The organism is Wenxinia saemankumensis (assembly GCF_900141735.1).
Classification (GTDB): domain Bacteria; phylum Pseudomonadota; class Alphaproteobacteria; order Rhodobacterales; family Rhodobacteraceae; genus Wenxinia; species Wenxinia saemankumensis.
Map to the genome: position 1 here is coordinate 788,527 of NZ_FQYO01000001.1, position 12,835 is coordinate 801,361.

At 67.6% G+C, this 12,835-nt stretch carries 11 protein-coding genes and 1 pseudogene; 4 read left to right on the forward strand and 8 right to left on the reverse strand.

Annotated elements, in window-relative coordinates:
- Window positions 1–1,857: 1,857 nt before the first annotated feature.
- On the reverse strand, window positions 1,858–2,775 hold the full coding sequence (locus tag BUE30_RS03635) for an NAD(P)/FAD-dependent oxidoreductase (protein ID WP_073326457.1): 918 nt from the start codon (window positions 2,773–2,775) through the stop codon (window positions 1,858–1,860).
- Between the two features lie 135 nt (window positions 2,776–2,910).
- Here BUE30_RS03635 and BUE30_RS03640 point away from each other — a divergent pair, with 135 nt between their 5' ends.
- Window positions 2,911–3,396 carry an RrF2 family transcriptional regulator gene (locus BUE30_RS03640; protein ID WP_073326458.1) on the forward strand — a complete coding sequence of 162 codons (486 nt, stop codon included), beginning with the start codon at window positions 2,911–2,913 and terminating at the stop codon, window positions 3,394–3,396.
- A 192-nt stretch (window positions 3,397–3,588) separates the two neighbouring features.
- On the opposite strand, the pseudogene BUE30_RS03645 reads toward BUE30_RS03640, so the two are convergent.
- The 7 genes and pseudogenes from BUE30_RS03645 to BUE30_RS03675 form a co-directional block, all read right to left on the reverse strand.
- A pseudogene (locus BUE30_RS03645) lies at window positions 3,589–4,005 on the reverse strand (FecCD family ABC transporter permease); the annotation flags it as partial.
- A 144-nt stretch (window positions 4,006–4,149) separates the two neighbouring features.
- Window positions 4,150–4,572: a transposase gene (locus tag BUE30_RS17460; protein ID WP_073326459.1), complete on the reverse strand. Its 423-nt coding sequence runs from the start codon at window positions 4,570–4,572 to the stop codon at window positions 4,150–4,152.
- Window positions 4,573–4,711: 139 nt separating this feature from the next.
- Window positions 4,712–5,455 (reverse strand): ABC transporter ATP-binding protein, encoded by a 744-nt coding sequence (locus BUE30_RS03655; RefSeq protein WP_073326460.1) that lies wholly within the window; start codon window positions 5,453–5,455, stop codon window positions 4,712–4,714.
- A complete protein-coding gene (locus tag BUE30_RS03660) occupies window positions 5,452–6,303 on the reverse strand; it encodes an ABC transporter ATP-binding protein (protein WP_212590699.1) in 852 nt (283 codons plus the stop codon). The genes BUE30_RS03655 and BUE30_RS03660 overlap by 4 nt, the downstream gene beginning before the upstream one ends.
- Before the next feature lie 5 nt (window positions 6,304–6,308).
- A complete protein-coding gene (locus BUE30_RS03665) occupies window positions 6,309–7,232 on the reverse strand; it encodes an ABC transporter permease (RefSeq protein ID WP_073326462.1) in 924 nt (307 codons plus the stop codon).
- Window positions 7,229–8,284: an ABC transporter permease gene (locus tag BUE30_RS03670; protein WP_073326463.1), complete on the reverse strand. Its 1,056-nt coding sequence runs from the start codon at window positions 8,282–8,284 to the stop codon at window positions 7,229–7,231. The genes BUE30_RS03665 and BUE30_RS03670 overlap by 4 nt, the downstream gene beginning before the upstream one ends.
- 4 nt (window positions 8,285–8,288) lie before the next feature.
- Window positions 8,289–9,890, reverse strand: a complete 1,602-nt coding sequence (locus tag BUE30_RS03675) for an ABC transporter substrate-binding protein (RefSeq protein WP_073326464.1) — start codon at window positions 9,888–9,890, stop codon at window positions 8,289–8,291.
- 97 nt (window positions 9,891–9,987) lie between these two features.
- On the opposite strand from BUE30_RS03675, the gene BUE30_RS03680 reads away from it, so the two are divergent.
- From BUE30_RS03680 to BUE30_RS03690, 3 genes are read left to right on the forward strand one after another with little or no spacing between them, the layout of a single operon-like run.
- Window positions 9,988–10,698, forward strand: a complete 711-nt coding sequence (locus BUE30_RS03680) for a GntR family transcriptional regulator (RefSeq protein ID WP_083601066.1) — start codon at window positions 9,988–9,990, stop codon at window positions 10,696–10,698.
- Between the two features lie 3 nt (window positions 10,699–10,701).
- A complete protein-coding gene (locus tag BUE30_RS03685) occupies window positions 10,702–11,622 on the forward strand; it encodes a dihydrodipicolinate synthase family protein (RefSeq protein WP_073326465.1) in 921 nt (306 codons plus the stop codon).
- Window positions 11,619–12,761 (forward strand): mandelate racemase/muconate lactonizing enzyme family protein, encoded by a 1,143-nt coding sequence (locus tag BUE30_RS03690; RefSeq protein ID WP_073326466.1) that lies wholly within the window; start codon window positions 11,619–11,621, stop codon window positions 12,759–12,761. The genes BUE30_RS03685 and BUE30_RS03690 overlap by 4 nt, the downstream gene beginning before the upstream one ends.
- The last annotated feature ends 74 nt before the right edge of the window (window positions 12,762–12,835 follow it).

Here is a 12,835-nt window from a genome sequence, read left to right on the forward strand (position 1 = left end):
CGAGCCGGGGCGCGACCATGTCCATCCCGGGCGCGGTCGGGACAAGGCGCGCCCGTCCACTCACGCGGCGGGGCAGGACCGGACGGACGGCGAGCGAGGCGGGGCGCGAGATATCCCGCAGAGGGGAGAGACGCGGCGCGGTCCCGAGGGCGCCGATGCCGGCCGGGGCGAGCACCGGGCCGGCCATGGCGCCAGGCAATGCGGCCTGGACCCGCGCCAGCGCCTCGGCCACCGCATGGTCGAGAAGCGCACTCGCAGAACCGGCCGTCATGGTCTGATCGGACAAGAGGCGCTCCCCCGCTTCGACATCCTGTTGCGGCCGATCATGGCTTCGGCGGACCGGCGCGGGCAGATTGCCCCGGGAATTGACGCTAGGGCAATCCCCATGTCGCGCCGCATGCCGACCCCGGCATCCCGCATGTCCCGCCCCCGTCAGGGCGGCCCGAAGGCGCCGGTGTGGGGCAAAGCGAGGATCGAGCGACCCATCGGCCCGGACCGGAAGGACGCCGCTGTCGAGGTTATTTCCGATCAGCCAGATAGCGCCGGATGGCTCTCAGCAGGGTACGAAAGAGCGAGTCGCGCGGCGACATGCCACCGTATGAAACCCAGCTCGCCGGACGAACCGGACTGTCCGATCGGCCATTCGCTTTCGGCATCACTCAACCTCTCACTGCTTACCCGGGAATGTGTTCAACCATTACGGTACAATGGGCACCGATGAAGGTCGGGTATTCATGACCTGCGCGGGCCCCGATCCGGAACCTTGCGGCTGCATCTTCCTCGACATGAAGGCGCGCCACATCGTTCCAGCCGACGAACGAGGCGCGGTTCCGCGCGATGCCTGCGACATTACCGGGCGTCGTGCCGCGACTCGTCCGCGCCCCTCGGGCCCTGGCCGATCCCGGCGCGTCCGGGGGGCAGCCGAGTCCGCGCCGGAACCGGCGATCGAGGAGGCTCGGAGACAGGCTCGGCCCTCGACGCCTTCGCCGACGTCTTCGCAACCGGAAGGGGACGGACGGAGGGATCGAAGACTCGCAGAGGCGCAAGGATCTGATGGAGGGCATCGCGGGTCGATGGCGGATGACCTTCCTCTCGACGATCTACGGCAGGTCCCGCTCGACAGAGGCGCCGAGCCATCGGGTCCCGAAGGATGCGAGAATGCCGGAGACTCCTGTCCGACCGAGCAAGGATCGCGGAGATACCGGACGAACCGGCGTGAAGAGGCGGGGTGCCCCTGCTCGCGATCCAGTCGTGGCGTCAAACGACGCTGGCGAAGATGGCACCCCAGGGGATCGCGCATCGCGCCGGATCGTCCTTCTCGGGAACCAGTCGAGCGGCTCTACGGGGAACGCCCCCGGGATGACTGTCTCGCTGCCATCTGAGGATCATTGGCGGACCGTAGATCTGCCATTGAGCGTCGGACCTATCGCGATCACCCTTATTTAATCGACGTATTTAGAGAGTCGATGCATGGGATGTGTAGCAAAATGTGTTGCAGCCCAGCCTTGGCAGCGAGACTATCAGGCTTCGCCTCAAACGCGATGGCCAAGTCGTCCAAGAAAAGCGCCGCTGAAACGGCGGCCGGCTCCGGCGCGTGCTTGTCGCTGAACGGACAGCGTGGCCTGCAATGCCGCCGAAACAACATCAGGCTTTGACGGGTCGGGCGCGCCGGTGGCTGATCGGTAAGCCCCGACCCTTCCGGGCATCCGGGCAGTTTCCCGGCTTGCCTCGGGCCCAGCTCCGACGCTCGTCGGGCCCGTATGTGACCTTACCTCGGAACCCAGCCCAGGGTTGCCCGTGAGGTGTAGAGCATTGTGGCGCAGAATTCGTTCCAGATGGCCTGCATAACCGCCTCCATCACGCGGCCGCGGTCAGGTCGGCACCGAAGATCAGCGAGCGATGGGCCGCCGTTCCGGCCATCACGCCGGCCGCCGCGGCCAGGGTGGCGTTGGCCATCGGGTTCGCGAGGTCGCCCGCGGCGAAGACGCCGGGAACGCTGGTCGCCTGCATCCCGTCCACCGCGAGGGTGGGGCCCGTCGGACCCTCCGCCATCCTGCAGCCCAGCCGGGCGCCGAGATCGCTCGACGGGGCCGTCTGCGGCGCGATGAAGAGGCCTGCGACGGGGATCTCGCGCCCGTCCGCCAGCCGCACCGCCGCGAGCGCCGGCGCCGGGCCGACAAGGCCCGCCACCGGCCCTTCCTCCAGCGCGACGCCCCGCGCGGCGAGCATCCGGCGCTGATCCCCGGTCGGCGCAAACGCCCCGTTCGTGAACAGGGTCGTCGGCCCCCAGTCGGGCAGCAGCATGGCCTGATGCAGGGCCATCTCGCCGCGGGCGAGGACGCCGACGGGCCGACGATCCAGCTCGTAGCCGTGGCAATAGGGACAATGGAGGACGCTTGCCCCCCACCGCTCGGCGAGGCCCGGCAGATCGGGCAGCGTGTCGCGCACCCCGTAGGCCAGGACGAGCCTCCGGGCCGTGACCGCTCCGCCTTCCGCCAGCGACAGGCGGAAGCCGCCTTCCTCGCGCGACGCGTCCAGCGCCTCCGCCTCCTGCATGGTCACCGTCGGATAGGCGGCGAGGTCGGCGCGGAGGGCGGCCCCGATCTCGCCGGGTCGCCGTCCGTCCTGCCCGGGAAACCCGTGCGAGGTGGCGGCGAAGCGATTGCGGGGCCGCCCGGTATCGAGGAGCAGCACGCTCCGCCGCGCCCGTGCCAGCTGCATGGCTGCCGACAGCCCGGCGAAGCTGCCCCCGATGATGATGACATCGTGATCCATTCCGCCCGGTCCTTTTCGGTGCGCATATCGCAACACAAGGAGTTACTTGATGAGGCGACTTCCGGCAAGACACGAAACTTGGAATGTTGCGTAAACGGTGATAGATGCCCTCGCTCCCAGGAGGAAGACCGCCCGATGCCCCGCGACCTGCGCCTGTCCCGAATGCTGCACGTCCTGATCCACATGGACCGCCATGTCGCCCCCGCGACGTCCGAGCAGATCTCGAGGATGATCTCGACCAATCCGGTGGTCGTGCGCCGGATGATGGGCGGCCTGCGAGAGCGGGGGATCGTCACCTCCGAGAAGGGGCATGGAGGCGGCTGGCGGCTCGCCCGGCCGCTGACCGAGGTGACGCTGAGGGACGTCTACGAGGCCGTCGGCGCCCCATCGCTCTTCAACATCGGCCCCGGCGCAGATCCCTCCGAGTGCCTCGTCGAGAGGGCCGTGGACGCGCGGCTCGAGCGATCGCTCCAGGAAGCGGAGGCGCGGCTCCTCGCGCAGTTCGCGGACGTTCGCGTCGAGGATCTGGCGCGGGACTTCGAGGGAAGGCTCACGGAGCAGTCCGGAAGCGGCGGCGGTCCTCACGCTGCCGGGAACCCGGATACGAGCTATGACACGTGATCAGGGACAGGCCCTGAGCCACTGACCCGGAGGATCGGCAAACCCTACTCCCCCGGACCCCTTTCAGCCGGCGATCCAGATGCCAGAAACAAGCCGGCACGAGACGACAGGTGACACGCGGACGAGATCGAGCAGGCGCGCGAGCTACCCCGATCCGCGAGGGCCGGTCGCCAGATGCTCGGCCGCAAGAAGTTACCGTCGCCGCAAGAGCCAGACGAAGAAAACCCCGCCGATCAGCCCGGTGACGATCCCGACCGGGATGTCGTCCGGCGCCATTACCGTCCGCGCGAGGATGTCGCACCAGAGCATGAAGAACGCGCGCAACAGCGCCGACACCGGAAGGACGCGCGCATAGCTGCCCCCCACGACCATCCGGGCAGTACGGGGGATCATCAGGCCTACGAAGCCGATCACGCCGGAGAAGGCGACCATCACGCCCGTCACCAGAGCGCCGGCGACGAAGACCACGAGCCGGAAGCGCGCTACCGCGATCCCGAGCGTGGAGGCGGTCTCGTCGCCCACCGTCATCGCGTCGAGATCCTCTGCCCGCAGGCGGAACCACGCGCCGCAGAGGATCAGTATAACGAGCGGCGCGATCCGGTGCGCCCAGAGAGGACGACGGTCAGCCCGGCCGGCCGGCCCATCTCGGCCAAATTGGTAAGGGCACCTTTGACAGCGAAGGTGGCCATCGCGCCTGCCATCCAGAGCGCACTGATCCAGCCGGACAGAGGGTCCGGCACGGCTCTATCTGACTCACGCCCCCCGGGCTGTCCTTGCCAAGCCCTTCTGCCACCGTTGGGGCGATCCGCCTGGAACTCCCGCGCCAGCAGGTAGTCGGCGATGACGGATAGTGCCCCGTCGTCCTTCGGCAGACCTGGGTGGCGGGGCCGCGCGCGCAGCCCGTTCTCCTTCATCAGTCTTCGCCGGGGAAACGGTCCACAGGACCGGTTCCTGATCCTCGTCAGTTAGGATGTCACGCTCCGCCTTGAGACGGGCGACCTCCTTCCGCGGCGCCGCGATCTCCGCTTGCTCCTGGCCCAGTCGGCCATGTCCCGGAAGTGCGCCGGACGGCGTGTCTTCGAACTCGCGCATCCAACGGCGCAGCACGCTCTCCGAGAACTCCAGATCCCGGCAGGCCTGCGCCACGGCCACGCCGCGATCGGTCACCAGCCTCACAGCCTCGATCTAGAACTCGAAGCTGAACGTTCGTCTCTTCATCGGGTGTCTCCAGTCCCATGGTCACGATCCTATCGTCGTGTCCACGAGACCGGCAGCATCCTATGATGCCTTTTCGAGAATATGGCCCGCTCCTAGTCTATCCTAGCAGCGATTCCGACAGAAGCTCGCGGGTAAACGGATGCGCGGTTTCACCCCTGACAAGCTGAGCCTTTGTCAGCTCCTCGACAATGCGGCCGTCCTTCATCACGCCGATCCGGTCGCACATATGGCCGACGACACCAATATCGTGGGTCACCATCAAATAAGTCAGCCCCTGGTCTCGGCGCAGATCCTGGAGGAGGTTGAGGATCTCGGCCTGGACGCTGACATCGAGAGCCGAGGTCGGCTCGTCCAGAAGCAGGATCGGGCTCTGCAGCGCGAGCGCGCGGGCGATTGATACGCGTTGGCGCTGGCCGCCCGAGATCTGATGGGGGTATCGATAGCGGAACCGGCCCGGCAGACCGACCTGCCGAAGCAGGGCGTCGACCGTCTCGCCCCGGTTTTGGCGGCGGTTGATCGCCAGCGGCTCGGCGATCGTGCCCCCGATCGTGTGCTTGGGATGGATCGCGCCGAAGGGATCCTGGAAAACGATCTGCACTTTCTGACGATCCGCCGGGTTGCGGCGACGGGGATCGACCTCGGCGCCAGCCAGGCGGACGGTCCCGGTCCAATCGGAATGCCGGCCCGCGATCGCGTTAAGAACGGAGGATTTGCCCGACCCGCTCTCGCCCACGAGGCCGTAGGTCTCGCCCTTCTCGACCCGGAACGAGACGTCGCGCACCGCGTGGAAGCGGTCGCGTCCCTCGCCGTAGAAGACCTGCAGGTCCTCGACCTCGATCATCGCCCTGCCTCCTCGGTTATCCAGCGGGGGTCCCGTTGCAGGGTGGCGAGGCGATCCCTCGGACGGTCGAGACGGGGAATCGCGTCGAGCAGGCCCCGCGTATAGGGATGCTCGGCCTCGTCCAGCCGCGACGCCGGCAGCTCTTCGACGATCCGGCCCGAATACATGATAAGCACCCGGTCGCAGAACCGCCGGACCAGGTTCAGATCGTGCGTGATGAAGAGCAGGCCCGTCGGCCTCTCCGCCCGCAGCTCGTCAAGGATCCGCAGGATCTGGCCGCGCACGCTGACATCGAGCGCGGAGGTCGGCTCGTCCGCGATGATGAGAGAGGGCCGCGCCACGATCATCATGGCGATCATGATCCGTTGTCCCATCCCGCCCGACACCTCGTGCGGGAAGAGTGGGTAGACCCTTGCGGGGTCGTTGATGTGGACCTGCTCGAGCAGGTGCAGCGTCCGCGCCCGTGCCTCACGCTTCGACAGCTTCAGATGGATGCGGCAGGTCTCGGCGATCTGGTCGCCGACACTCATGATCGGGTTCAGCGAGAACTTGGGATCCTGAAGGATCATCGCGATCTCGCCGCCCCGCATTCCACGCATCTCGCCCTCCGGGAGGGACAGGATCTCTTTCCCGTCGAAGCGCATCCGGTCGGCGACCGGGTGCGCCGCCTTCGGGAGGAGGCGCATGATGCTGCGCCCGGTCAGGGACTTGCCCGACCCGGACTCGCCGATCAGGCCCACCTTCTCGTTGCCGATGTCGAAGGACACGCCGCGCACCGCCTCTATCCGGCCGGCGAGGGACGGAAAGGTGACGCGCAGGTTGCGCACCGACAGGATCGGATCGCTCATGGTCCTCATCCGCTGCGGGGGTCGAGAACGTCGCGCAGTCCGTCCCCGAGCAGGTTGAACGCCAGGCTGACCAGCAGGATCGCCAGGCCGGGGAACGTCGTCAGCCACCACGCATCGATCAGGTATTGCCGGCCGGCGGCGGCCATGGCGCCCCATTCGGCGATCGGGGGCTGCGCGCCCAGACCGAGAAAGCCGAGCCCGGCGGCGGTCAGGATCACGCTGGCCATGTTGAGCGTCAGCCGGACGATGATCGAGGGAAGGCAGATCGGCACGAGATGCCACCAGAGCACCCGCCCCAGCCCCGCGCCCTGTAGCCGGGCGCTGGCCAGGTAGTCGGACCCGCGAACGGTCAGCGTCTCCGCCCGCGCCAGCCGGGCCACCGGCGGCCAGATCGTCAGTGCGATGGCGAGAACCGCGTTGCCGATGCCGGGGCCGAGCGCGGCCGAGAAGGCCAGCGCGAGGACGAGGCTCGGAAAGGCGAGGAAGATGTCCGTCAGGCGCATCAGGACGGTGTCGAGCCAGCCGCCGACATAGCCTGACACGGCGCCGATCAGGAAGCCGATGGGCGCGACGATCACCGTCACCAGCATGGTGATGTAGAGCGTCGTGCGCGAGCCGTAGACCAGGCGGGACCAGACGTCACGGCCGAGATCGTCGGTCCCCATCCAGTTGGCCGCCGAGGGCGGCAACAGGGTTCGCGACAGGTCCTGCCGGTAGGGATCATGAGTGGCGATCCAGGGCGCGAAGGCCGCGGCGAGGACCAGCAGGATGACGATGACCAGGCCGATCACCGCGATCGGGCTCGAGGTCAGTCCGACCAGACCGCGATAGGCGCCTTGCGCCACCGCCTGCCGGTGGGAGGTGACATCCTCCTCCACCAGCCAGGCGCGGAGGCCGCGCCGGCCCGGGTTCTGCGATGCGTCCGTCATTTCGTCCTCGGATCGAGCAGGCGATAGGCGACATCGCACAGCAGGTTGATGCCGACTGAGATCAGGCCAATCAGGAGGACTGCACCCAGGACGGCATTCATGTCCGCAAAGAAGAGCGCCGTAGTGAGATACTGGCCGAGACCGGGCCAGCCGAAGACCGTCTCGATCAGCACGGTGCCGTCGAGCAGGCCGCAATAGGCCAGCGCGATCACCGTCAGGAGCTGCACCCGCATGTTGGCGAAGGCGTGCCGCCAGATCACGCTGTTGTTGGTCGCGCCCTTGGCCCGGGCGGTCAGGATGTATTCCTGGTTGAGCTGCTCGAGCATGAAGCTGCGGCTCATCCGGCTGATATAGGCGGTATTGGCCCAGCCGAGCACGAGGGCCGGCGCGACCAGGTGGCCGAGCGCGCTCTTCGCCACGTCCCATTCCGCGGCCAGAACGGCATCGAGCACCAGGAAGCCGGTCGGCCCCTCGACCAGGCCTTCGTAGTAGAGCCCGACCCTGTTGCCCGCCGGGATCCAACCGAGCCCGGCATAGAAGATCAGGATCACGATCATGCCGAGCCAGAAGATCGGGGTGGAATAGCCGACCAGCCCCACTACGCGAGCCACCTGATCGATCCATGTGCCGCGCCGGACCGCGGCGACGACGCCGAGCGGCACACCGAGCAGCGTGCCGATCAGCAACGCCGCCGTGGCGAGTTCGACGGTTGCGGGAAACACCCGGGCCAGGTCGGTCGCGACCTCGTTCCGGCTGAGATGGGAGCGTCCGAAATCGAGCGTCGCGATATCGCGCACATAGGTTCCGAACTGAACGACGAGCGGACGGTCGAGGCCGAGTTCCTGATAGACCCGGTCGTAGGCCGCCTGGTCCGCCTGGTCGCCGATAATGGCGATGACGGGGTCGGCCGGCACCATCCGGCCCACCACGAAGGTGATCACCAACAGGCCGAACAGCGTGATGGCCACGACCGAGAGGGAGGTCCCGACCTTCCGCGCCGCGGAAAGCCAGGCCCGTCCATCGGGTCGGTAGGGAGGGGAACCGACCGTCATCCGCTCAGTCCGCCGACTTCGTCACTTCGTCCCAGCTGGTGAGCCAGGTGGTATGCCCCTCGTATCCCTCCACCCGGTCGCGGATCGCGCGGGCGTCTGTCCTCTGGAACGAGGTGATGAGCGGCGGGGAGCTTTCCAGATACATCTGATTGAGCTCGGCGTAGATCTCCTCCCGCCGGTCGCTGTCCAGCTCGCGCGCGGCCTCGTCGACCAGGGCCTGCATCTCCGCCGGCACGTCCCAAGCGGCGCGCCATGCCATGAAGCCGGCCAGGTTCGCCTCGCGGCTGTTGTCGGGGTTCTGCGCATAGGATTGCAGGACTGCATGCGGGTCGGGCATGCGATCGCCGGTCCGGGCCGAGAAGACCTCGTAGTTCCGGGCGCGGAAATCGCCGATATGGTCACCCGGTTGCAGGTCGAGCGTGATCCCCGCCTCCGCCGCATTGGCCTGGATCGACTGGGCGATCTCGTATTCGGGCGTCACCGGTGTCGCGTAGTAGGTCAGGCTGATCCCGTCGGGATACCCCGCCTCGGCCAGCAGCTCGGCCGCGCGCGCAGGATCGAGCGCGTAAGGATTGGTGTCCTCCATCGCGCCCGGCATCCCGGCGGGGACGATGGTCTGCTGCATGTTGCCGTAGTAGCGCATGACCGTGTCGGCGAGCCCCTCGTAGTCAATGAGGTAGCGGAAGGCCTCACGGACCTGCGGGTTCGCCAGGATCTCGTTCTCCTGGTTCAGCGCGATGTAGTAGAAGCCGACCCCCGGCGTCGTCTGGATCGTGATGGCGTCGTTCTCGGCCAGCGCGTCGAGATCCGACGAGGACAGCCGCGTCGCGATGTCGATATCACCGTTCTCGATCTGGAGCCGCTGAGCCGAGCTTTCGGGAATATGGCGCATCAGGACGCGCGTCATGGCAGGCGCGCCGCCCCAGTATCCCTCGTAGGCTTCGGCGATCAGCAGGTCGTTCGCCCGCCAGGTCCGCAACGTGTAGGGTCCCGATCCTGCATCGTTCGTCTGGAGGAAGGTGCGGCCGTAATCGTCGCCCTCGACATTCTCCTCGACAAGCTGGCTGTCGACGATGGAGGTCGAGAACGAGGCGAGCGAATAGAGCACCAGGTCGCTGTTCCAGACCTCTGGCAGCTCGACGACCAGCGTCGTGTCGCCTTCGGCGCGGATCATCTCATCGACATTCTCGGCCGTCAGCCCCCATTGCGTCAGGTCGCGCGCGGGGGCGAGGCCCATCTTCACCAGTCGACGCAGGCTGTATTCGGCGTCGGCCGCAGTCAGCGGGTTGCCCGAATGGAAGGTCACGTCGTCCCGCAGGGTGAAGGTGAAGGTTCGCCCGTCCTCGGACACCTCCCAGCTTTCGGCGATCATCGGCTCGACGCTGGTGATATCGTCTGCGGGCAAGGTCAGGAGGCGGTCGTAGAGGTTGGCAACCACTTCGGCCGATTCGAACTGGTTCAGCTCCTGTGGGTCGAGGCCGCGCATCGAGCTCATGTTCAGGCCGATGACGAGCTGGTCGTCCGGCGTCTGCGCCAGCGTGGCAGGCGCGTGGAGCACCATCAGCGCGGCAAGGGCGACGCCCCCCAGTTTGACATTCCGTCCCATGTTTCTCCTCCCTGTTGATTGGCCGGGACCGACGAGGTCTCGACATCGTGTGGTATCTGATATATCAAATTTCAGACTTCAGCAAGGGATGGACGCAATGGAGGACGAGCAGATCGACCGGGCGACGGACACTTCACCCCGCTTCGCGCTCGATGCGAGCGCGCGGATGTCGCTACGCGATCACGTCCGCAACCAATTGCGCATGGCGATCATTTCCGGACGCTTCGCTCCGGAGGAGAAGCTGAACGAGCGCGCCATCGCGGAGGAGTTCGGCGTCTCGACCACCCCCCTGAAGGAGGCGGTCCGCCAGCTGGAGGTCGAGGGCCTGATCGAGATCCTGCCCCGCCGCGGCATGGTCGTCCGCTTCGACGCCGATTACGCCGAGGAGATGATCCTCGCCAGGGCGGCATTGGAAAGCCCCCTCGCCGCCCTGGCCGCCCAGCGTGCCGATGAGGCCTCGCGCGGCCGGATGCAGGACATCGTGAACCGAATGCGGGACGCGACCGACCGGACCGACATCGCCGCGCTGATCGGGCTGAACGAGACCTTCCACGGCGAGATCCACGCCGCCGCGCGCAGCCGCCACCTCGCGCGGCTGGCCGCGATGCAGCAATTCTACGATGACAGCGCGCGCCGCGTGATCCATCGCAATCTTGAGGAAAGCCGGCGCGCCTTCGAGGAGCATTCGGGCATCTGCGGCGCGATCGCCGCGGGCGATGCCGACCGCGCCGCCGAGCTCATGGGCCGCCACGTGACACGTTCGGGCCGGCTCTATCTGGCGGCCGTCTTTTCCAGCAAGCAGGAGTGAAAGATGAGCATGCATGGACGCGACAGAATCAGAGAGGCTGTCACGCAGATCTCCGGCGTGCCGGTCACGGCCTACGGCCCGGAGGGTGAGGTCGATCTGGAGATGTCCGGCCATATCGCCCGCCGGATCGGCGAGGCCGGCGTCAGAAACGTGATCGCCGCCGGAAATACCGGTGAATTCTATGCCCTGACCTACGACGAGATTCGCCGTCTGACCGCGACGGTGGTCGAGCGGGCCGGCGAGGTCGCCTGCGTCACCGCCGCGGTCGGTCGGTCTCTGCGCGAGGCGATCGCCCTGGGTCAGGAAGCGGCCGCGGACGGCGCGGCCGGCATCATGGCCCATTATCCCGGCGATCCTTTCGCGGGTCCGGGGGCCAAGATCGACTACTTCCGTGCCCTGGCCGATGCAATCGACCTGCCGGTCATCGCCTATCTGCGGTCGGACCGGGCCGGAATCGACGATCTCGTCCGCCTCGCAGAGCACGACAACGTCGTCGCGGTAAAATACGCGGCCCCGAATCCCATCCAGCTTGGCGAGGCGATCCGCGCCACCGCCCATTGCGACACGATCTGGGTCTGCGGCCTTGCCGAGGGCTGGGCCCCCGCCTTCCAGGCGCAGGGCGCCCGCGGCTTCACCTCCGGGCTGGTGAACGTCTTTCCCGAAATCTCGCTGGCCATCCATGCCGCGCTCGACGCGGGCGATTACGATACCGCCCGCGCGCAGATCGACCGCATCGCGGCGTTCGAGCAGCTGCGGACCCTCAGCGACAACGGAACCAACGTAACCGTCATCAAGGAAGCGCTCGGCATGACCGGAACCCCCGCCGGGGCGGTCCGGCTGCCGGGCGTGCCGCACCTGCCCGACGCCGCGCGGGCCCGGTTGCAGGATCTGGTGCACGGCCTGCTGCAGGAGCGCGCGGCATGAGACGCATCGACCGCATCCGGACGTTCATGACCCGGGTGGACGACCGCCCACGGCTGCTGGTCGCCATCGACACGACCGACGGCATCACGGGCTGGGGCGAGGCCTACAATCACGGGCCCGACCGCGCCCTCCCCGCCGTCATCGACTGGTTGGAGACGCAGCTCGTCGGGGTCGATCCGTCGCGTGTCGGCTATGTCCATCAGAAGCTGATCCAGCAGAGCCGCTTTCCCCCCGGGGCCATCGGCCTCGCCGCGATCGCGGCCATCGACCACGCTTGCTGGGAGATCGCGGCCAAGGCGGCCGGCGTGCCGGTCTTCCGCTTGCTGGGCGGTCATGTGCGCGACAGGGTGGAGGTCTATGCCGGGGTCTATTCCGCACCCGATGCCCAGGCCGCCATCGACGAGGTGAATGCCTATCACGCGGAAGGCGGCTATCGCGCTTTCAAGCTCTCGCCCTGGCGGCGCAGCCCGCATGCCGGGCGCTGGGGCGAGACCTGCCGCATTGCCGCCGAGTGGTTCGGCGCGATGCGCGCCGGCCTCGACACCGAGTTCGAGCTGGCGTTCGACGCGCATGCCCAGATCGCCGAGCCCGTCCGCGCCCTGCAGCTGGCCGACGCGCTGGCTCCCTACGACCCGCTCTTCCTGGAGGAGCCGCTGCGACCCGAGCACATGCCCGCCTGGGGGGCGCTGAAGGCGCAGATGACGGTCCCGCTCGCCACAGGCGAGTCGCTCTACAACCGCTTCGAATTCCTCGCCCTGCTCTCTGCCGGTGGAGCCGACATCATCCAGCCCGACATCGCGGTGGTCGGCGGCCTGACCGAGATGCGCCGGATCGCGGACCTGGCGGATGCGCATTTCGCGACCGTCATGCCTCACAATCCGATGGGGCCCCTCGCCACCGCGCACAACGTCCATTTCGCAGCCGCGCAGCCGAACTTCCGCATGCTGGAGTATAAGCCGGCGCGGCATGCCCCCTGGGCGGTCGACCCCTACCTTCCCGTCGACGGTCATCTGGAGCTGCGGCACGATCGACCCGGCTGGGGTCTGGAGATCGACGAGTCCGCGCTGGAGGACGACGGCTACGTCCACTGGGAACGGCGGATCCAGGTCAAGCGGGATGGGGGAACCGCCTATCCGTAGCGATCGACCGGTTCCCGCCCGGGGGGAACAAACCCCGGCGGAGGACGGCCCTGCGATCTGCCGACGCGCGCCCT